20 protein-coding genes are annotated in these 18,880 nt (G+C 73.6%); 8 read left to right on the forward strand and 12 right to left on the reverse strand.

The features are described from left to right. Positions 1-59: 59 nt before the first annotated feature. The gene (locus QMF80_RS04025) at positions 60-1,130 is read right to left on the reverse strand and encodes a GlxA family transcriptional regulator (RefSeq protein ID WP_283449475.1); all 1,071 of its coding nucleotides are present in this window, start codon (positions 1,128-1,130) and stop codon (positions 60-62) included. Positions 1,131-1,201: 71 nt separating this feature from the next. Here QMF80_RS04025 and QMF80_RS04030 point away from each other — a divergent pair, with 71 nt between their 5' ends. Then, on the forward strand, positions 1,202-1,792 hold the full coding sequence (locus QMF80_RS04030) for an isochorismatase family protein (RefSeq protein ID WP_283449477.1): 591 nt from the start codon (positions 1,202-1,204) through the stop codon (positions 1,790-1,792). Positions 1,793-1,892: 100 nt separating this feature from the next. Beyond that, the gene (locus QMF80_RS04035; RefSeq protein ID WP_283449478.1) at positions 1,893-2,270 is read left to right on the forward strand and encodes a DoxX family protein; all 378 of its coding nucleotides are present in this window, start codon (positions 1,893-1,895) and stop codon (positions 2,268-2,270) included. A gap of 63 nt (positions 2,271-2,333) precedes the next feature. On the opposite strand, the gene QMF80_RS04040 is transcribed toward QMF80_RS04035, so the two are convergent. After that, positions 2,334-4,064 (reverse strand): immunity 49 family protein, encoded by a 1,731-nt coding sequence (locus QMF80_RS04040; protein ID WP_283449481.1) that lies wholly within the window; start codon positions 4,062-4,064, stop codon positions 2,334-2,336. A 181-nt stretch (positions 4,065-4,245) separates the two neighbouring features. Between QMF80_RS04040 and QMF80_RS04045 the strand changes: the two genes are divergently transcribed. Together QMF80_RS04045 and QMF80_RS04050 are read left to right on the forward strand one after the other, a co-directional pair. Continuing rightward, positions 4,246-5,454 (forward strand): RNA ligase, encoded by a 1,209-nt coding sequence (locus QMF80_RS04045; RefSeq protein WP_283449484.1) that lies wholly within the window; start codon positions 4,246-4,248, stop codon positions 5,452-5,454. A gap of 3 nt (positions 5,455-5,457) precedes the next feature. After that, positions 5,458-6,372 (forward strand): phosphatase domain-containing protein, encoded by a 915-nt coding sequence (locus tag QMF80_RS04050; protein WP_283449486.1) that lies wholly within the window; start codon positions 5,458-5,460, stop codon positions 6,370-6,372. Between the two features lie 198 nt (positions 6,373-6,570). Here the strand turns inward: QMF80_RS04050 and QMF80_RS04055 are convergent, their stop codons facing one another. After that, positions 6,571-7,122 carry a hypothetical protein gene (locus QMF80_RS04055; protein ID WP_283449487.1) on the reverse strand — a complete coding sequence of 184 codons (552 nt, stop codon included), beginning with the start codon at positions 7,120-7,122 and terminating at the stop codon, positions 6,571-6,573. Positions 7,123-7,143: 21 nt separating this feature from the next. Beyond that, the gene (locus QMF80_RS04060) at positions 7,144-7,542 is read right to left on the reverse strand and encodes a hypothetical protein (RefSeq protein WP_283449489.1); all 399 of its coding nucleotides are present in this window, start codon (positions 7,540-7,542) and stop codon (positions 7,144-7,146) included. Between the two features lie 302 nt (positions 7,543-7,844). Between QMF80_RS04060 and QMF80_RS04065 the strand changes: the two genes are divergently transcribed. Continuing rightward, a complete protein-coding gene (locus QMF80_RS04065) occupies positions 7,845-8,522 on the forward strand; it encodes an AfsR/SARP family transcriptional regulator (RefSeq protein ID WP_283449491.1) in 678 nt (225 codons plus the stop codon). A 73-nt stretch (positions 8,523-8,595) separates the two neighbouring features. Here QMF80_RS04065 and QMF80_RS04070 read toward each other — a convergent pair whose 3' ends face one another. Continuing rightward, positions 8,596-9,663: an RNA ligase (ATP) gene (locus tag QMF80_RS04070; RefSeq protein WP_283449493.1), complete on the reverse strand. Its 1,068-nt coding sequence runs from the start codon at positions 9,661-9,663 to the stop codon at positions 8,596-8,598. Positions 9,664-10,934: 1,271 nt separating this feature from the next. Here QMF80_RS04070 and QMF80_RS04075 point away from each other — a divergent pair. Further along, entirely contained in the window at positions 10,935-11,156 is a 222-nt protein-coding gene (locus tag QMF80_RS04075) for a hypothetical protein (RefSeq protein WP_283449495.1), read from the forward strand. A gap of 325 nt (positions 11,157-11,481) precedes the next feature. On the opposite strand, the gene QMF80_RS04080 is transcribed toward QMF80_RS04075, so the two are convergent. Together QMF80_RS04080 and QMF80_RS04085 are read right to left on the reverse strand one after the other, a co-directional pair. Next, on the reverse strand, positions 11,482-12,120 hold the full coding sequence (locus tag QMF80_RS04080) for a hypothetical protein (protein WP_283449497.1): 639 nt from the start codon (positions 12,118-12,120) through the stop codon (positions 11,482-11,484). Positions 12,121-12,266: 146 nt separating this feature from the next. Further along, positions 12,267-12,884 carry a TetR/AcrR family transcriptional regulator gene (locus QMF80_RS04085; protein ID WP_349372172.1) on the reverse strand — a complete coding sequence of 206 codons (618 nt, stop codon included), beginning with the start codon at positions 12,882-12,884 and terminating at the stop codon, positions 12,267-12,269. A gap of 391 nt (positions 12,885-13,275) precedes the next feature. On the opposite strand from QMF80_RS04085, the gene QMF80_RS04090 reads away from it, so the two are divergent. Continuing rightward, entirely contained in the window at positions 13,276-14,460 is a 1,185-nt protein-coding gene (locus QMF80_RS04090; protein WP_283449499.1) for an FAD-dependent oxidoreductase, read from the forward strand. Between the two features lie 57 nt (positions 14,461-14,517). Further along, entirely contained in the window at positions 14,518-15,267 is a 750-nt protein-coding gene (locus QMF80_RS04095) for a DUF1838 family protein (RefSeq protein ID WP_283449501.1), read from the forward strand. Here QMF80_RS04095 and QMF80_RS04100 read toward each other — a convergent pair. The 5 genes from QMF80_RS04100 to QMF80_RS04120 form a co-directional block, all read right to left on the reverse strand. After that, positions 15,257-15,757 carry a hypothetical protein gene (locus tag QMF80_RS04100; protein ID WP_283449503.1) on the reverse strand — a complete coding sequence of 167 codons (501 nt, stop codon included), beginning with the start codon at positions 15,755-15,757 and terminating at the stop codon, positions 15,257-15,259. The genes QMF80_RS04095 and QMF80_RS04100 overlap by 11 nt on opposite strands. 235 nt (positions 15,758-15,992) lie before the next feature. Beyond that, positions 15,993-16,187 (reverse strand): DUF5302 domain-containing protein, encoded by a 195-nt coding sequence (locus QMF80_RS04105; RefSeq protein WP_283449504.1) that lies wholly within the window; start codon positions 16,185-16,187, stop codon positions 15,993-15,995. Between the two features lie 190 nt (positions 16,188-16,377). After that, positions 16,378-17,292, reverse strand: coding sequence for an SCO0930 family lipoprotein (locus tag QMF80_RS04110; protein ID WP_283449505.1), 915 nt, complete (start codon positions 17,290-17,292; stop codon positions 16,378-16,380). Between the two features lie 197 nt (positions 17,293-17,489). After that, positions 17,490-18,221 carry a zf-HC2 domain-containing protein gene (locus QMF80_RS04115; RefSeq protein ID WP_283449506.1) on the reverse strand — a complete coding sequence of 244 codons (732 nt, stop codon included), beginning with the start codon at positions 18,219-18,221 and terminating at the stop codon, positions 17,490-17,492. Then, positions 18,218-18,847 (reverse strand): sigma-70 family RNA polymerase sigma factor, encoded by a 630-nt coding sequence (locus QMF80_RS04120; RefSeq protein ID WP_283449507.1) that lies wholly within the window; start codon positions 18,845-18,847, stop codon positions 18,218-18,220. The genes QMF80_RS04115 and QMF80_RS04120 overlap by 4 nt, the downstream gene beginning before the upstream one ends. Between the last annotated feature and the right edge of the window lie 33 nt (positions 18,848-18,880).

Genomic DNA, 18,880 nt, shown 5'->3' on the forward strand with positions numbered 1-18,880 from the left:
GGTCCGCGCGGCGCCGGCTGCCGCGGGGCCGTTGCGGGCCGCAGCGGGCTACGGCGCCGCTACGGCGTGCCCCGGAAGGTCTGCCGGTAGGCGTGCGGGGACAGGCCGAGGCGCCGTACGAACGCGGGCCGCAGCGAGACCGCCGAACCGAAGCCGCAGCGCGTGGCGACCTCCTCGACCGGCAGGTCCGTCCCCTCCAGCAGCTGCTGGGCGGCCAGCACCCGCTGTTCCAGCAGCCAGCGCAGCGGCGTCGTACCGGTGGCCAGGGCGAATCGGCGCGCGAAGGTGCGCTCCGACATGAGCGCCGCGTCGGCCATCCGCCGTACGGTCCACGGACGCTCCAGCGCGCCCAGCACCGCCTCGCGGGCCCCGGACAGCGGATCGGCCACCCCGTCGGCCCGCTCGCTCGGCACCGGCGACGGAATGAACTGGGCCTGGCCGCCCGCCCGGAAGGGCGCGGTGACCATCGCCCGCGCGATCGCGGCGGCGGCCCGCTGTCCGTGCGCGGAACGCACCAGGTGCAGGCAGAGGTCGATGCCCGCGGCCACCCCGGCCGAGGTCCAGATCTCCCCGTCCCCGGTGAACAGCACCTCCGGGCGGACCTCGGTACCGGGGTAGTGGGCGGCCAGCCGCTCCGCGAGCGCCCAGTGCGTGGTGACGGTCCGGCCCTCCAGCAGGCCCGCCTCGGCCAGGACGAACGCCCCCGCGCACAGCGAGGCCAGCGCGATGCCCCGGCCGTGCGCGGCGCGCAGGACCTCCAGGACCGCCGGATCGCGGGCGGCGAGCGGCTCCTCCACCCCGGGGACCAGGATCAGATCGCAGTCCAGGAGGGCTTCGAGCCCGTGGTCGGGGATCCGCTCCAGGCCGCCGCCGAGCCGGACCCGGGCAGCCCGCGGCCCGCACACGCGCAGCTCGAACTCCGCGCGGCGGCTCCACACCTCGCTGATCACGGCGTAGTCGAAGGCGCGGACCCCGTCGAAGAGCAGGCACCCGACGGTCCGGAAGGGAACCGCGGAAGGAGTGAGGGCGAGCGGGGCGTCGGGCGGGCCGGGGGACGTGTCGGCGGGCGGGGCGGCGGGGAGGGCGGCGGGCGGCCCGGGGGGCACGGCCGGGTGCGGGGCGGCGGGCATGGCAGGAATCTATCGATCACCGGCGGCCCGCTCCCTCACCGCCCCCGGCCGGCCCGCACCACGATGGAGCCATGACCAACACCAGCGCCTTCGACGCCCCCCTGACCCTCGACCCCGACGCCGTCCTCATCGTGATCGACGTACAACAGGGCTTCGAGGACCACGCCTTCTGGGGCCGCCGGGACAATCCGGACGCCGAGAAGCGGATGACCTCCCTCACCGACGCCTGGCAGGCCACGGGCCGCCCCGTCGTCGTCGTCCAGCACGCCGCCGCGGCGAGCCCCCTGGAGCCGGGCACCCCGGGCTACGAGCTCAAGCCCGCCGTCGCCGCCGTCCGGGCCGACCTGCACATCACCAAGACCGTCAACAGCGCCTTCTACGGAACCCCCGACCTGCACGCCTGGCTGACGGAGCGGGGCGCGAAGCAGGTCGTGATCATCGGCATCATGACCAACGTGTGCAACGAGACCACCGCGCGGATGGCGGGGAACCTCGGCTACGACGCCGTCTTCCCGGCCGACGCGATGCACACCTTCGACATGGTGGGCCCCGACGGGGAGAGCATCGCCGCGGAGGACCTCGCCCGCGCCACCTCCGCCGTCCTGCACCGGATGCGCTTCGCGAAGGTGGTCACCACCGAGGCCGTACTGGCCGCCTGCTGAGCCGGAAGGGCGGAAGTCGTTGCCGAAGCGGCACGGGTCGCGCAGACTGGCAGCTCCCGGCCGCTACCCGGCGGTAACCAGTGCGTCCCCCGGAGGACCGATGAGCCCGACCAACCGCTCGCCCCTGCTGCTGGCCGGGCTCCTCGCCGGTGCGGGCATCGCCCACTTCGCCGCGCCCGGCAACTTCGACAAGCTGGTCCCGCGCTCCCTGCCCGGTTCCGCCCGGGCCTGGACGCGGGCCAGCGGGGTCGTGGAACTGGCCCTGGCGGCCGGGGTCGCGCTCCCCAGGACCCGTAAGGCCGCCGCGCAGGCCTCGGCCCTGTTCTTCGTCGGGGTCTTCCCCGCCAACCTCAAGATGGCCTGGGACTGGCGTCACCGACCCGCCCTGCCCAGGGCCGTGGCCCTCGGTCGTCTGCCGCTCCAGGCCCCCCTCGTCCTGTGGGCGCGCGACGTGAGCCGCCGAGCCCCCTCCCGCTGACCCCGGGCCCCCTCCCGCGACCCCGGGCCTCCTCCGGCTCCCCGGCGTGCCGCGGCCTTCGTCCTACCCGGCCAGCCCCGGCGGCAGGTACGGCGAGCGCACCGGCACCTCCCAGCCGAGCCGCCGGGCATGCCGCACCAGCGCCAGCACGTCGAGGTTGACCGCGGAGTCGCTCGTGGCGCCGTTGTCCGCGACCCCGTAGTACTCGCGGTGCTCCTCCAGCGCGTCCGCCAGCGCCAGGGCGAAACCCTCCCGGTCCCCTTCGACCAGCTGCGACAGCAGCACCACCGGCGGTGCGAGGAAATTGGTGTCCCGCACCTGGAAGGCGGCCGTGAGCGCGCGGTGCACGGCGGGCCGGGGGTCCACCCCGCGCAGGTGATCGTGCAGTGCGGCGCCGTAGGCGGCCGTCGCCGAGACGTAGCCGTGGGTGAAGAGTGCGGGGTCGGCCCGGGTGCACCCGGCCAGCAGCTCGGGCTCCCCCGAGATCAGGGCCAGGGCCGCGGCCCGTACCCACTGGGCCGGGTCGACCCGGGCCCCCGCGGGCAGCGCGCGGGTCACGCCCCCGACCGTCACCTTCACCTCGGTGTCCGGTTCGGCCGAGGCCAGCCGGACGGCGGCCGAACCCGCCTCGGCGCCGAGGCGCAGCGCCGCGCGACCCTGCTCGTCCGCCCCCTCGGGGTCGAGCGCCAACCGGTTCAGGAACAGACGGTACTGATGAGACATCACCCGGATCAGCCGCCGCGCGCCGAGCGCGGGCGACTGTCCCGGATCGGCGAACTCCGCCGCGCTGCGCGCCAGGAACTCCTCGTACGCGAGGTCGCCCGGCTCCGGCTCCGGCTGCCGCGCCCGGTCCACCACCAGCGGCCCGGCGGCCAGCGCGGCGAGCGCGTCCGCCCGCTTGCCGGCGCCGAAGGCCCGTACCCGGGGCGCCGGCGGGGCGAAGCCGCCGACCGCCGCCGCGGGCAGGTAGGCCGAGGTGACCTCCAACGGCCAGTCGTTCGACCACCGCGCCATCGCGGCCAGGGCGATGGCGTCCAGCGGCAGCAGCGTGCGTGGCCGGGGGTCGCCGAACCCGGCGCACCGCTCCCGGTGCTCCACCAGCTGCCGAGCCAGCGCCTCGGCGAACCCGGACCGGTCGCCCGCCGCCAGGGCCCGCAGGGTGCCGAGCGCCGCGCGGTAGTGCGGCATGTCCGTCCCCGGGTCCAGTTCCTCGGCCAGTACGCCGATCGCCTCGCTCCGCCGTTCCGCGGAGACCGCCCCCCGCGAGCCGGCGGGCTCCCGCTGCCCCGTCTCCCCGTACACGTACGCCAACAGGGCCTGCACCAGGGCCACATCGGGCCGCTCCGCCCGGCCCCGGTGCGGCGCCGCCGCGGAGAGGAAGAGCCCGGCGTCCCGGTCGGTGTCACCGGCCACGCACGCCAGGAAGAAGGTGCCGAGCCAGTCGTGCGTGGTCGCCGGGCGGCCCTCGGCGCCCTCGCCGTACGAGACCCCGGTGCCCGTGTACTCGATGAACACGCCGTCCGCACGCCCTGGATCCCAGTCCAGGGTGAACGCGCCGAGCGCCGCCGCGGCGGCCGACTCGAAGGCCAGCTTGCAGTCCTTGCCCTCCAGCGCCGGGTTGTCCACCGAGCGGGCCCCCAGGTAGTCGAGGAAGGACTCGGCGATCATCTCCCAGCCGTACCCCGGAAACTCGTCGTGTTGCATCCGGTGCACGTCGCCCGCCATCCGCGGGGCGAAGTCCGCCACCGCGGCGGACAGCGCCGCCTCCCCGACCGCATGCCGCTCGATGCGCACCCCGTACCTCCAGCCGTACCGCCGGACGCCGTCGTCCGATCCGTAGCGCCAGCATAGGAGCGGGGTCTGACACCGGATCCGCCACCGGTGGGGCATCGCCCCCGCCCCCGCCGGGAGTTAATCAATACCGGTCAGTGGTGGTCCCGGGCAGACTGGGAGCTCTCTACCAGGAGGAAATCCCATGAGCCAGGCGCCCCTGACTCTCAAAGAACTGATGCCGCCCGACGAACTCGCCGCGGCCCTCGACGCCGGGCACGTGACGCGCAAGCAGCACCCCGAACTCGCGCTGTCGATCTACACCTACACCCGGGTCTGCCAGTACGAGCGGGTCTGGAACCGGGTCACCACGCGCTGCCGCGGCCTGGTCGCCGACGACGCCACGGGCGAGATCGTCGCGCTGCCCCTGCCGAAGTTCTTCAACGTCGGCGAGCACACCGCGGGCCAGCCCTACGCGCCCGCCCTGCCGGACGAGCCGTTCGAGGTGTACGAGAAGGTCGACGGCAGCCTCGCGGTCGTCTTCCACTACGCCGGCGCGTGGCGGGCCGCGTCCAAGGGGTCCTTCATCAGTGAGCAGGCGACCTGGGCGCAGCGGCTCCTGGACACCAAGGACACCTCCGCGCTCGCGCCGGGCGTGACGTACCTGGCCGAGGTGCTCTACCCGCAGAACCGGATCGTCGTCGACTACGGCGACCGCCGCGACCTCGTGCTGCTCGCCGCGATGGGCCGCGACGGCACCGAACTGCCGCTCCCGGACGCCGCGGCCGCCTGGCGGGGGATCGGTTCGGTCGTCACGGTCTGGCCCGCGATGCCGCTGGCCGAGCTGATCGCGCTGACCGAGTCGAGCACGCTGCCCGGTGGCGGAGCCGCCACCGGTACCGACGCCGAGGGCTACGTCCTGCGCTACGCCTCCGGCGTCCGGGCGAAGGCCAAGATCGCCGAGTACGTACGGCTGCACAAGGTGCTCACCGGAGTCACCGAACGCGACGTCTGGCGCGACCACGGCATCCAGCGCTTCGCCGCGCTGCCCGCCCAGCAGGTCGCCCAGGGCCTCGGCTGCTCGCTCGCCGAGGTCCGGGCCCACGGCGGCGCGCCGCTCGACGCGCTCCTCGAACAGGTCCCGGACGAGTTCGACGAGTGGGTCCGCGAGATGATCGCGGGGATGGAACGCGCCGCGGCCGACCGCGAACGCGCCATCGACGAGGCCTTCCGGGAGATCGCGCACTTCGGCGACGACCGGGGCGCCTTCGCCCGCGCCGCCCGGGAGGTGACCGACCCGGGGGTCCGGGCGGCCCTGTTCCGGCGGCTCGACGCCCGGCCGACCGACCTCCTCAGCTGGCGGGCGGTACGGCCGCGGGTGTCCGATCCGTTCAGCACCGATGAGGAGAACTGACCAGTGCCTGTAGTACACGTCATGACGGGGCTGCCCGCGTCGGGCAAGACGACCGCCGCGCGCTCGCTCCAGGCGGAGTCCGGGGGCCGGATGCGCCGGGTCAACCTGGACGACCTGCGGGCCATGCTCGACGTCCCCGCCGCGGACGGGGAGCGGTCGTTCGCCCACGAACAGACCGTGCTCGCGATCCAGGACGCCGCGGTACGGGCCGCCGTGGACGGTGGCTTCGACGTGGTCGTCGACAACACGCACCTGACGCGGCACATCCCCAAGCGGCTGAAGGCGGCCGTCGCGGGGCGGGCCACCTTCGTCGTCCACGACTTCACCGGCGTACCGGCCGAGGAATGCGTACGCCGGGACGCCGCGCGGGAGCGGCCCGTCGGTGAGGAGGTCATCCGGATCCTCGCCGAGAAGCACGCGAAGGCCGTCAAGGGCGGCTGGCGGCTCACCGCCGAGTGGCTGAACGACCAGCCCGAGGTGACGGCGTACGTCGCGGACCCGGCGCTGCCCGCCGCGGTCATGTGCGACATCGACGGCACGCTCGCCCTGCGGGGGGACCGCGGCCCGTACGACTTCTCGCGCTGCGGGACCGACCTCCTCAACCCGTCGGTCCGGCACGCCCTGACCGCTTTCCGGCGGGCGGACGGCGACACCGTCGTGCTGCTGTCCGGGCGCAGCGAGGAGCACCGCCCGCAGACGGAGGAATGGCTCGCGCGCCACGACGTGCCGTACGACGAGCTGTGGATGCGGGCGTCCGGCGACCACCGCCAGGACGACGTGGTCAAGGCGGAGCTCTTCGACCGGCACGTGCGCGACCGCTTCGCGGTCCGGGTGTCGCTCGACGACCGGGACCGCGTGGTCGCCATCTGGCGCCGTATGGGCCTGCCGACCTGGCAGGTCAACTACGGCGATTTCTGACCGGCACCAGGGACCTGGCATCCGGGTCGTGGTATCCGGGTCGCGGTGTCCGGGACCCGGCATGGGTCTTGGCACGCGGGTCCGTCACCCGTCACCCGGCACCGGGACTCGGGACTCGGGACCCGGTCCCGGCACCCGGCGCGGCCCGTCGCCTGCTCGGCCCGCTCCGGGCGCCCCGCCCGCCCCGCCGCCCGACGGTCATGCCGGGTCGACGTCCTCGCACGGCTCCTCCTCCGCCCCCTGGCCGTGACCCGGCGGGCAGGGCGGGCACAGCCGGGAGTACACCGCCATCACCTCCTCCACCAGCTGGTTCCGCTTGCGCAGGCACGCGGCCCTGAGTGACTCCTCCGTGCACACCAGCTCGGCCCGCGCCCCCTTCAGGACCGCGATGGCCCGCCAGCCCCTGAGCACGCACAGCAGCACCATGCACAGGCACTCCACATAGGCCGTGACCGTCGCGAAGCCACGCCACGCGTCGTGGATCCTGCGGCGCAGCACCAGCAGCCGCGCGTACAGCCGGACGACGTCCTGGCTCACGACCGGATCCGCGGCGTCCGTCAGCAGCTGCGCCGCGTCCGGCCCGATCTTCGCGGTCCGCTGCGGCAGCGCGGTCAGCTCCCCGTCCAGGGAGACGAAGCACGCCGTGTCCCGGAGCACGTCCGCCGTGTACCGGGCGATCCGCGCGGAGAGGGTGGCCGCGGTGTCGGCGTCCCCGACCGCGTCGTCGGCCGCGCAGTCGCACGCGTCCACACAGCGGCCCCAGCCGTCCGATCACTCCCGGACCTCCTCGAACACCTCCTCCACGGCCTCCCGGAGACAGTGCCGCTGCTCCGGGGCGATCCGGCAGCGGTTCTGCTCGCGCACCCGGTCGAGGATCCCGGCCGCCGCGTCCAGGTCCACCTGGGCCGTGTGCCGGGCCGCGGCGTACTCCGTGCGCACGCTGTTGAACTTCTCCTGGAACTCCCGCGGCTGCGGCAGGTGTTCCTGGGTGATCTCGGCCCGGCGCTGGATCCCCTTCGCGGCGCACGCCAGATCGTCGATGGCGCCGAGGTCGCAGTCGCAGTCGCCGGCGCCGCCGCCGCGGTCGCCGCTCCCGCCGCCGGATCCGGTGCCGCCTCCGCCGCGCGTGCCGTGCGGACCCCGGTCGGCCGCTGTGCGAGGGCTGCTCATGATGGGCTCTCCTTCTCGAAGGGGCAGGCGCACCGAGTGTGGGCCGGGCGGTGTCACCGGCCCGTCGCGCGTCCCGCAACGCCCGCGTGACGGGGCGGGCCGCAGTATCGGCGCATGGCTGGATACCGGGCACTCGCCGCCGTGGGGCGCAGCGTCGTCACGCTGCTCAATGCGCGCTTCCCACAGGAGATCGCCTCCGGGCCCCGCCCGGTGGCGGTCCTCGCGGGGCCCGTCGATTTCGACCGGGTGGGCACCCCGGACGCGGTCATCCGCCGCCCCGCCGTGTCCGCAGACGTCTGGACGTGCCGGAGGGGAGCAAGCGACTGCTGGCCTTCGTCGCCCTCCACGGGGGCCGGGTGGAGCGACGGCATGCCGCGGGCACGCTGTGGCCCTCGGGCGACGACCTGCGGGCGGCGGGCAACCTCCGCTCGGCGCTGTGGCGGCTCAAGGCGGCCGGGATCGACCTGCTCGATTCCGACAAGTGCTCGCTTGCCATGCATGAGCACGCGGTCGTCGATCTGTACGTGCTCTACGGATGGGCGGGGCGGCTCATCGGAGGCACTGCCACCGGTGAGGACCTGTCCGCCCTCAAGTGGCGTACGGACGCGCTGGATCTGCTGCCCGGGTGGTACGACGACTGGGTCCTCCTGGAGCGGGAGCGGGTCCGTCAGCGTCTGCTGCACGCGCTGGAAGCGCTGAGCCGCCAGCTCGGCCGGGCCGGACGGCACGCGGAGGCGGTCGAATCCGCCCTGGTCGCGGTCGGTGCGGAGCCCTTGCGGGAGAGCGCCCAACGGGCTCTGATCGAAGCCCACTTGGCGGAAGGCAACCTGATCGAGGCGATGCGGACGTACAAGACCTACCGCGAGCTGACCCGCCGCGAGCCGGGAGTGGATCCGGGCCGGGAACTGTCGGACCTGATAGCGCGGTTCTGCCGCACCGCGACCCCGCGACTGCGCGCCACGGTGACGGCCCACCGCTGACCGGCGCCTCCCCCGCACGGATGGCCGTCCGTACGGGGGAGGGGGGCTTCGTACGCGCCGACTCGCGCCGTGCCTACTCGTACTCCGTGCCGCCCTTGCGGGTCAGGTAGGCCGGGCTGACCGCCTTGGCTATGGCGCGACCGCCCACCACCGGGCTGTACCGCTCGCTGGCCGGGCGGATCACCACGCCCTCGCGCAGGTGCAAGGTGCGGCCCGACACGGTCTCCCGGCCGGAGGCCAGCTCCAGCACCGTGCCGACGTCGTACGGCCCCTCGAACAGCCGCGGCGCCAGCGGAAGTTCGTCCGTCAGGAGTTCGGCGGCGTCCAGCCAGCGCACCTCGCCGTCGATCTCCGCCGACACGTCGAAGACGGCGTAACCGAGCAGCTCGCTGCGCCCGTCCGCCCCGTAGGTCAGGTCCTGGACGCCCGCTCCGTAGACCTCGCCGAAGATGCCGACCCGGGTCGCGCCCAGCCGCTCGGCCAGGCGGGCCGCGACGGCGGGCACGTCGTGGGAGCGGATCGCCCGCCAGTACAGATTGCGCGCATCCTCCACCAGGGCCAGGCTCTTGGCGCCGAAGCCCTTCGAGGAGACCTGTACGCGGTCCGCGTCGGCGATGTAGGTGGTCAGGCAGGCGCTTCCGTGCAGCTTCTCGGTGATCACGACCGGCTCACCGGGCTCGAAGATGTCCGGGTAACGCTGCAGGTTCTCGATGTCCACCCAGGGCAGCAGGTCCGGTGCGGTCTCGACGTCACCGTTCATCGTGGTCGGTATCGGCGGCGCCCATTTGGTGATCCCGAGCAGTTCGGCGAAGTCGGTGCCTTCGCCCGCGGCGCGGGCCAGATCCACATCGGCCAGTGCCGCCGGACGGCAGACGATGCCCTGCGACAGCTCTCCCCGCAGCCTGACCGCCTTCACCCGGTCCGCCCTGCTCCCGGCCAGCCGCCCCGTCAGCCCCAGCTCCGCGATCAAATCCGTCGGAAGCACGGCCTGCTCCGGGATGTACACGGCGAACTCGCCGGTGCGGTAGGCGCCCTTGGCGACCACGGCGCGACAGAGGCCCACCTGAGCCAGCTCCAGCGCGTCGGCGTTGGGGTGGGTGTGGACGGTCAGTGGCTCGGCGGTGACGCGCAGCGTCGACATGTCAGGACTCCTCGGGTGTGGCGCTCATCGGGAGCCACTCTCGTTGACCCGATTCACCTTGGGCCACCGGATATCGATCCTGCTAACCTCGCCGGCCGCGCCCGGTGCGACCGGACCGTGCGCGGCTTGGCTACCGCAGGAGTCTTCGACGGCCTAGGCCTCGGCGGGCGGCTCGGCGGGTGGTCGCGACGCCGGCGCCAATGTCAGGGCACCGGACGGCTCGATCGCGGCGAGCGTCCTGCGGGGAGGGGCGCGCACATCAGTCACCCCGTCGTAGCCGGGTCCGACGAACCGGGACTGACCGGACCGGCGTCCACGTCCCTCGCCGCAGCCGCAGCCGCAGCTCCGGGGCGGCGCGCGCGTGTACGCCGGCCAGCGGGCAGCGGGCAGCGCATCCGGGAGTTCCCTGCGCACAAGGCGGTCCACCAGTGGGCGCGGCACGTGGCGTGGTCGTACCAGGCACCTCCCGCCGCGCGGACTGCCTCCCCAGGGGCCGCGCGGCCGGCCGGGAGCCGTGAGGAGGCTGCCAGGGGGTCGGGTGGGGGGCGTACGGCACTGCGCGGAGGTTATGGGGTTCTGGGGGCCCAGGGGGGCAGGCGCGGCTGTGGGGGCTTGATCACGCCGACACCTTCGCGACCCGCAGCCGCCCTGCGTACCAAGGCCATGCCTCCTTCGGATCGCGCCTGGCCCGCGCCGCCCGGTGCCACGCCTCGCCGAACGGCGATCGTTTCGCTCACTCCGCGTCGGGTCCCCCTCCTCTGAGGCCTCTGAGGCCTCAGAGGAATTGGGGGGCATTGGCGGCCTCGGGGGCCGAGCGGATCCGGGCTCCCGAGTGCGTCCAGTGCTCGGCTGCTCCTCCGCCGTGCGGGGCACGGCATCGGACGAAGCGGGCGCAACCGACATGATCCGTACGAGACGGCCTGGTGCTGGAGGGCCGGGGACCCGCCGGAGGCCGTCGTCGCGGCATTCGCGCGTACTGGAGCTCCGATCGCCGGGACAGCCTCGGCCCTCGCCGGAGTCCTGCCGTCCGCAAGGCGCTCACGGCTCCTTCGGAGGAACCCGGCGGTTGGCCCCTCGGCGGGGCGCTCGTCGGACTTCCTGCCCGCCTGGCAGGAACGTGCGCGGGCACCTGGCCGGGCGCGCGCGGGCGCGTGCGGCTACGGACCGATCGGGTCCAACCGGAAGAATTCGGCCTCAGCGTTATCAGGGCGCAATGAGAGAGAGCACCGCACCGGGCGGCACTGCGGCCCGACAGGCGCATACTAGTGACAATGACAAAGTCAGCCGGAACCCGGCGCCACCTGCCCGCAAGCCCGTTCAAGGCCGCGACCGCTCCGCCTCTCAGGGTGTTCGTCGTAGGCGACCGGGTCACACACGATCAGCACGGCCTCGGCCGGGTCATCGCGATCGAGGACGGAATCGCGGTACTCGTCGATTTCGGTTCGTCGCGGATGCGGATCCTGAGCCCGTACACCAAGATGACCGCTCTTTGAGACGGTGAGAGCGAGTGGAGGTGTGGCGATGAGCCATGCCTCCACTCGTCCCCGCCCCGACCTCAACCTCCCCACCACGAAAGGCAGCGCCCTCATCGACGGATCCCCGCTGTTCTCCGCGCCGGAACCGGTACGGACGCACGCCACGACGCCCGCTACGCGGCTCCCGGCGACGACGAACCCCTTCAGGGCCCCTGATTTCGGCCCCGAGGACTCATTCACTTCGGACACGACAGCCGCCGACCCCGGTGACGGGGACCAGCTGCGTGACCCCTTTACCGCGTCGGCCTAGCCGGAACGACCGCGTAGTGCGGGCGGTCCTCGATCAGCTGTCCCGGGTGCCGGTTGTGCGCAGGGGGACGTCGAAGACCGCCCACACCCGGTGTCCGTCGGGGTCGGCCTCGGATCCGCACGCGTGCAGACCGGGCAGTCCGGCGACGTCACGGAGCCCGCGGCCTTCGGCGTGTCCGGTGCTGCCAGCACGTCTGCGGCGCTCAGCACGTCCATCGCGCTCAGCGCTCCCGACGAGCCCAGCGCTCCCGCCAAGCCCGGCGCTCCCGTCGGCGTGCGGGTTGCCGAGGTGGCTCAGGACCGCGATGCAGGCCTGCCCCTCCCGTGCGGCCAGATGCAGGCTGATCCGCCGCCCTCCGTCCGCGACGGCGGCTGCGACCAGGGCCGTCACCACCGCTCCGACCCCGTGGGGGTCCGGCAGATAGCGCCACGCGGTCAGTTTGTCGAGGACCAGCCGACGAAACCGGACGGCGCTCCAGAGCTGTGATTCCAGGGCCCAGTTGGCGGCCCGCCGGTTGACGATGGCGAAGGCCCGCTCCGGGCGGGGCGACTCGACGGGCCTCCTCGGCGGCGGGGGCGTGCGCGGCGGGTAGTCAGGCCGCCGGTCGGCCCGTCCCACCTCCCGAGCCGTGACCGTTTCGGCCGACTCGTCCCTACGTACTGGCAGCGTCATGGTGACCCTCTCCCTGAGAGGCGCATGCGGCCGGGGCCGCCCGCGGTCATCGTAGGACCCGCCTCGCCCCCATGTGGCTCAAGTGCCCGGTGTGACCCGGACGGGTCACCAGGGGCCGGACGACCCGGACCGGCCGGACGCGCCGCTCAGAGTTCGGGCCAGCCGCGGCGGAGGTGCGCGAAGGCCGTGTCCAAGGCCTGTCGGGGGTCCGCTTCCAGGCCCGCGAGGTCCGGGATCTCCAGCACGTAGCGCGCCAGGATGCGCAGCGAGAGGTCGGCCGGGTCCCGGCCGGCCTCTTCGGCGATGACCTGGGCCAGGACCTCCTCGCAGCCGGTCCACATCGCCCTGGCGTAGGCGCGCAGGGCGGGTGTGGCGACCACCAGGTCCGTCTTGAGCCGGAACTCCGGCGTGGGGTCGGGGTCGAAGGTGCCGCGTCCGGCCAGGAAGTCCCGGAGGGCGTCGAGGATGCCGAGGCCCTCGGGGCGCTCACGCACGGCGGCCGTCAGCGCGGCCTCGCGCTCCCCGCCGTCCTCCAGGACCAGGGCTTCCTTCCCGCCGGGGAAATGGGCGAACAGCGTGGTCAGCGCGGTGTCCGCGGCCTCGGCGATCTCGGCGACCTTGACCTGGTCGAAACCCTTCTCGAGGAACAGCCGCAGCGCCGTGTCCGCCAGTGCCTTGCGCGTGGCGGCCTTCTTGCGCTCGCGGCGCCCGAGGGGCTCCGGCGGGACCTGGGGCACGGGCCCTGTGCGGGTCATTCGCGTCATGGCTCCAGTGTAATGCATGAGCGGATTCACTTCGAAACCATAGTCATTGCGTGTTTGGAGCGGCTGTGTTTATCTGGAGTAGCAGCCACCCCCGGTCGCATCCCGTCGCACCCGCCCCGCCCTGCCCGCCCCGCCCTGCCCGGAGATCGGCGTGGGCGAGGCCGCGCCCCCGCCCACGCCATGACCGTCAGCCTCGTCACCGTCCTCGCGGTCACGGCGGCCTGCCTCCCGGCGCTGCGCCTGCTGCCCCGCGCCGCACCGAAGGAGAACGCGGCGCAGCCCGCCGCCTGAGGCCGCACCCCGCAGCCTGACCCGCACCCCGCACCCCGCCGACTGACCCGCCCCCGGCCCCGCCCCCACTCCCGCACGCGCCTCACGAAGGACTCCCGCCATGACCACCCGCCCGCACCACCCCCTCGCGATCGTCGGCGCCGGACTCGGCGGCCTCACCCTCGCCCGTGTCCTGAGCCGGCACGGCGTCGAAGCGGCCCTCTACGACCTCGACCCGTCCCCGGCCGCCCGCCCCCAGGGCGGCATGCTCGACCTGCACGAGGACTCCGGTCAGGCCGCCCTGCGCGCGGCGGGCCTGTACGAGGAGTTCCGCGCCCTCGTCCACGAGGGCGGCGAGGCCCTGCGCATCCTCGACCGGCACGCCGCCGTCCACCACGAGGACGGGGGCGCGGACGGCCACCGCCCCGAGGTCAAGCGCGGTGACCTGCGCGACCTGCTGCTGGGCTCCCTGCCCGAGGGGGCGATCCGCTGGGGCGCCAAGGCCGTGGGGGTCCGTACGCTCGACGACGGCCGCCACGAGGTGAGCCTCGCCGACGGCTCCGCCTTCACCGCGGACCTCCTCGTCGGCGCCGACGGCGCCTGGTCCCGGATCCGTCCGCTGGTCTCGGACGCCGTACCGCGCTACGAGGGTCTCTCCTTCGCCGAGTCGCACCTCCTCGACGCGGACACCCGCCACCCCGTCGGCGCGGCCCTGGTCGGCGGCGGCATGATGTTCGCGCTCGCCGAGGGCGCGGGATTGCTCGCCCACCGCGATCCGGACGGCAGCCTGCACGTGTACGCCGCCCTGCGCGTCCCCGAGGACTGGGCCGGGCAGACCTCCGGCGTCGGCGCCGGGCAGGTGCTCGCCCACTTCGGGGACTGGGACCCGGGGCTGCGGTCCCTCGTCGCCGACAGCGACGGCCCGCTCGTCACCCGGCCCCTCTACGCACTGCCGGTCGGCCACCGCTGGGCCCGGACCCCGGGCGTGACGCTGCTCGGTGACGCCGCGCACCTCATGTCCCCGTTCGCCGGGGAGGGCGCCAACCTGGCCATGCTCGACGGCGCCGAACTCGCCGCGGCGATCGTCGCGCACCCGGGCAGCCCCGAGCGGGCCCTGGCCGTCTACGAAGCCGCGCTCTTCCCGCGCGGCGAGGCCGCGGCCGCCGAATCGGCGGGGAGCCTCGGCCTGTGCTTCGGCGCCGACGCCCCGACGGGCCTGGTCGCCCGGATGGCCGCCTACGCGCAGGACCAGGTGGAGGCCCGGACGGAGCCCGGGGCCGAGGCCGACGCGGGCACCGCCGGTTGACCGGATGTGTCCAGGGGCGTTTGCCGAGTACACGAGCCGCCTTGCACAGTGGACGCCATGACTCCGGCCGATGTTTTCCAAGCCTTCGCCCGCACCCGCGCCTCCCTCGACGGAGCGGAAGTCACCTACTGGTGGTCCGGTGACGTGTACGCCTGGGCCCCGGACGAGCCCTACCGGAAGGTGTTCGGGTTCGAAGGGGTGAACGTGTCCCGCCTCGTCACCACGGACGGCGGCTACGAACTGCTGACCCGCGAGGCGGCGTTCTACCTGGACCCCGACACCCGGGACGTCATGGAGATCTGGGAGAAGAAGCCGGTCGTCCACGTCTGGAACGACCCGGCGAACCAGCGGTGGCGGCCCTTCCCCGTCCCCCTGACCCGGCTCGGGGAGCAGGTCTGCTTCAGCCTGGAGATCCCGCTCGCCTACCCCTCGCCACTGCCGGTCGAGCGGTTCCCGGCCAATTCGGCGGACGACACCTACCGGGCCCTGGAACTCTTCCAGTTCTTCGCCCCGGCCTCGGTCCTCGGCACCGACGCGCCGAGCGTTCCCGCGACGATGTCGTGGACCCGGATGTCGCCCTGGCTGCCGTGGATGGAGCAGGGGCAGCGGCCGGGCGGACTGACCTTCCATTGCCGGGGCCGCAAAATGGGCTCCTACGCCGAGGTGCCGGAGCGGACCCGCGCGTACATCGAGGCCCACCACCCGGAGTTCGCGCACGCTCCGGAGCGGTGGACCGAGCCGAACGAGACCAGCTGGACCTACTTCCGCAAGCTCGCCGAGGGCGGCGGTGGGAGCGTCAGTCCGTGATCGAGGTGATCCTCTGGGTCTTCAGATCGGCCTGGACGCGGATCTCGGTGGTCGAGCCGGCCGAGCCGTCGCCGTTCCACGTGAGGGTGACGGTGGCGTTGGTCTTGCCCATGCCGCTGCCGGTGGAGGCGACCTTCCACTTCAGCGGTACGTTCTGCGCCCGCAGCACACCGTTGGCGTGGTTGGCCTCCTCCCACTTCTTCAACTCCGCCTGGAGGGGCTTGGCGAGGTAGAAGGAGCGCAACTGGTCCGCCGTCTTGCCGTCGCCGTCGTACGACGCGTCGATGTAGGCGCCGTAGAAGTCGACGATCCGGTTGAACGCGCCCTGCGGGCTCCCGGAAACGGACGGAAGACCGGCCGCGGCGGCCGGGGCGGCCTGCGCGGGCGCGTGGTCGCCGGACGCGGACGCGGTGGTGACGAAGGCGAGGGAGAGGGCCGCGGTGGCCGCGAGGGCGATGGCGGCGGTGCGCTTGGTCGGGCGGTTGAGCATGGGCGGTACCTTCCCCGTTCCGAGTGAGTGCAGTGTGGTCACTGTCACTGCACCTACCGACGAGGACGCTGGGGCGGACGGTTCTCACGCCGAGCGAAATGGCTGAAAATGGCCCATCCTGTCCGGTACGGCACCCTGGGTGGCGCCGTGACACACGAATGCCGCCCCGGCGGGCCCGAAGGCGCCGGAGCGGCAGCGCCCCCGCCGTCAGCGGGGAGCGGACCGTGTCCACGGATCAGCCAGTCTTGCGGCGGACCTTCTTGTTCTTGCCGGGTGCCCCACCGGTGCTGCCACCATTGATCTTCGCGCGGCTCTGGTGCGCCTGCTGCGACTGGGCGTTGCGCTCGTTGCGATCCAGGGCCTCCCGGAACTTGCGCTTGGCCTCTTCGGCGGGAGTGGTGTCCTCCGGGGTGTCTGCTGTGTCTGCCATGTGTCCTCCTGGGGTGGTCTGAAACCGTTTTATTCTGTCAGCCGGCGCGCTCGCTGACCAGCGCGTTTCACGCGGGCGGCGCTCGTGGGAGGACATGGACGGGGCGGAAACGGCAGCTGCCCGTCGATCCCCAGTGTGGCACAAGGATTCCCGCCTCCCGCCCGATGGACGCACCCCGGCAGGACCGGCGTCACCTGACGGGCTTGCCCTCGGGGTTCACGGCGAACCACGTGCCGCCCACGCCCTGGCCCTTGGTGTCGCCGGGGTTCTGGTCACCCGTGAACCAGTACAGCGGCCAGCAGTCGATGGTCAGCTGCTTGGACCCGTCCGTACGGGTGTACGGGACGAGCCGCTTCGGTTCGATGCCCTCCACCTTGGTCCCGTCCACGAGCTGGGCGGGCTTCCACGTGTCCAGGCAGGCGCCCTCGCACGCGGACTTCATCGGCCACGCGGTGTCCTTGGTGAAGCGGTACAGCGTACGGCCCTGCCCGTCCCGGAGGATCTTGCCCAGCGTCTTGTTCTCCACGAACGAGAGGGACGGCAGCGCCGCCGCCGGGGCCTGGCCCGCCTTCTTGCCCTCCGGCGTGACGGCGAACCACGTGCCGCCCACGCCCTGGCCGTTGGTCTGGCCGGGAGCGGTGTCCTTGGCGAAGCGGTACACCGGCCAGCCCGCGACGGTCAGCTGCTCCGCGCCGTCCGCGCGCTTGAAGGAGGCCACGGCGGTGGCGGGGACGGCGCCCGCCGTGGTGCCCGTGGCCGGGACCGGCGGCCAGGTCTTGGCGCAGTCACCGGCGCACGCCGAGGTGGAGGCGGGCTTCGCGGTGTCCTTGTCGAAGCGGTAGAGCGTGAACCCGGCGGAGTCCGTCACGACCTGGCCGAGCGTGGCGTCCGTGCGGACGCCGAGCGGCCCGGAGGCGGTCCCGGCGGGGCTCGCGCCGCCGTCGCCGTAGCCGTACGGGTCGGCGGCGGCCGACTGCGCCGCCGCCGGGACCTGCGCGTCGGCGCCCTTGGCCGCCGTACCGTTCGCCTGCGTTCCGCAGGCCGTCGCGCCCAGGAGCAGCGCGGTGGCGGCTCCGGCGAGGGTGAGCTTGCGCAGGTTCCTCATGACAACTCCCGTAATCCGGTGGTTCGTTTCACTCTGTCGGCACCGGAAACACGCGGTGGCCCGGGAGCCGGTTCAACGGAATCGGGGAAAGTCCTGCGGTCCGCCCGGCCGCTCCCCGCGCGGTTCGCCGCCGGTACGCGAAAGCGCCGGTCAGGGCTGTGCCCCGACCGGCGCTCCCGCACGTCCGCACCGCCCGCTCAGGCGGCCAGCGGTACGGTCACGAACGACGTGCCCGCCTCGTTCTGCACCACGATCTCCTTGACCTGCCCGGGGTCCACGGCGGCGGAGCCGTCCAGCGCCGCGCCCTTGCCCGAGCCGTTCTCCTGGCTGCCGACGACCCAACTGCCCGCCGTGGTGCGCGTACCGTCCCGGGCGACCACCACCAGCAGGCAGCGTTCCCCCGCGGGGATCCCGGTCACCGCCGCGTGCAGCCGCACCCATGTGGCGGCGGGCGTCAGCTGTACGGTCGCCCGCGCGCCGGTCCCCGCATCGGTCGCCGAGGCCACCCTGACGCCCACGGGCGGCGGCGACGGCTGGGCCGACACCGTCGGGGTCGGTGGCGGGCCCTGGGCCACGGGCCCGGCGTCCGGTCCGGCCAGCGCCGTACCGGCCCAGAACACGCCGGCGAGGGCGGCCGCGGCCACCAGCCCCACGACACCCGTGCGGCGCCGCGCCGCGGCCTCCCGCTCGCTCCGCATCTGCCGCAAGGTGCGCTGGAGCAGCAGGTCACCGCCCTGCGGCGGCCCCTCCAGAAACGCCTCCTCAGGGACCTCGCCGAGCGCGGCCTCCATTTCGCGCAACGCGGCCACCTCCTCACGGCACCGCACACAGCCGCTCATGTGCTCCTCGACCCGACGGGCCTCGCCGTCGTCGAGTACGCCGAGCACGTACGGGCCGAGCAGCTCCTCCTCGTGCACCTCCCGGTTCATGCCACCACCTCTCGCAGTCCGGGCTGTTGGGGCGGCCTGCCCGGTCGGTTGCCTCTGCTGCCCCGATTGTCCTTGCCCGCTCTGCCGTGGTCGGCGCCGGCCGCCTCCCGGAACGCCTCGCGCAGCGCCTTGAGGGCGTAGTGCGAGCGGGACTTGACCGTGCCCGCGGGGATCCCGAGGGTGTCGGCGGCCTCGGCCACGCTCAGCTGCCGGTAGTACAACTCCGTTATGACGTCCCGGTGTTCGGGGGAGAGCTGGTCCAGGGCGCCGAGTACGGTCATGGAGTCCACCACGGAATCGGCATGGTCCAGCTCCACCGGGGGCATGGCGGCGGAACCGGACACCTCCTTCGGCCGGGCCGCCCGGGCCCGGAAGCGGTCCGTGATGATGTTGCGGGCCACGGTGAGCAGCCAGCCGCGCACCGAACCCTTTCCGTTCACCAGTACGTCCGCATGCCGCCAGGCGCGGATGAACGTCTCCTGGACGACGTCCTCGGCGGTGGCGCGGTCTCCGGTCAGCCGGGTCGCGTACGCGAGCAGGGCGTGGCCGTGCTCCTCGTACACCGACCTGATCAGTGCTTCGTCGGTCGAGCCCCGCCGACCGCGGGGCCACAGTGGTCCGGCCATCTCACCCTCTCCGTCTTCCTCGCGTGCGTGGTG

This window comes from Streptomyces sp. G-G2 (genome assembly GCF_030063135.1).
In the GTDB taxonomy this organism is placed as follows: domain Bacteria; phylum Actinomycetota; class Actinomycetes; order Streptomycetales; family Streptomycetaceae; genus Streptomyces.

Coding starts and splice junctions, on each gene's coding strand:
- QMF80_RS04045 (WP_283449484.1), top strand. CDS start 4,246: ATGAGCCAGGCGCCCCTGACTCTCAAAGAACTGATGCCGCCCGACGAA.
- QMF80_RS04110 (WP_283449505.1), bottom strand. CDS start 17,292: ATGAGGAACCTGCGCAAGCTCACCCTCGCCGGAGCCGCCACCGCGCTG.
- QMF80_RS04030 (WP_283449477.1), top strand. CDS start 1,202: ATGACCAACACCAGCGCCTTCGACGCCCCCCTGACCCTCGACCCCGAC.
- QMF80_RS04120 (WP_283449507.1), bottom strand. CDS start 18,847: ATGGCCGGACCACTGTGGCCCCGCGGTCGGCGGGGCTCGACCGACGAA.
- QMF80_RS04035 (WP_283449478.1), top strand. CDS start 1,893: ATGAGCCCGACCAACCGCTCGCCCCTGCTGCTGGCCGGGCTCCTCGCC.
- QMF80_RS04105 (WP_283449504.1), bottom strand. CDS start 16,187: ATGGCAGACACAGCAGACACCCCGGAGGACACCACTCCCGCCGAAGAG.
- QMF80_RS04090 (WP_283449499.1), top strand. CDS start 13,276: ATGACCACCCGCCCGCACCACCCCCTCGCGATCGTCGGCGCCGGACTC.
- QMF80_RS04070 (WP_283449493.1), bottom strand. CDS start 9,663: ATGTCGACGCTGCGCGTCACCGCCGAGCCACTGACCGTCCACACCCAC.
- QMF80_RS04100 (WP_283449503.1), bottom strand. CDS start 15,757: ATGCTCAACCGCCCGACCAAGCGCACCGCCGCCATCGCCCTCGCGGCC.
- QMF80_RS04115 (WP_283449506.1), bottom strand. CDS start 18,221: ATGAACCGGGAGGTGCACGAGGAGGAGCTGCTCGGCCCGTACGTGCTC.
- QMF80_RS04060 (WP_283449489.1), bottom strand. CDS start 7,542: ATGAGCAGCCCTCGCACAGCGGCCGACCGGGGTCCGCACGGCACGCGC.
- QMF80_RS04095 (WP_283449501.1), top strand. CDS start 14,518: ATGACTCCGGCCGATGTTTTCCAAGCCTTCGCCCGCACCCGCGCCTCC.
- QMF80_RS04075 (WP_283449495.1), top strand. CDS start 10,935: ATGACAAAGTCAGCCGGAACCCGGCGCCACCTGCCCGCAAGCCCGTTC.
- QMF80_RS04085 (WP_349372172.1), bottom strand. CDS start 12,884: ATGACGCGAATGACCCGCACAGGGCCCGTGCCCCAGGTCCCGCCGGAG.
- QMF80_RS04080 (WP_283449497.1), bottom strand. CDS start 12,120: ATGACGCTGCCAGTACGTAGGGACGAGTCGGCCGAAACGGTCACGGCT.
- QMF80_RS04025 (WP_283449475.1), bottom strand. CDS start 1,130: ATGCCCGCCGCCCCGCACCCGGCCGTGCCCCCCGGGCCGCCCGCCGCC.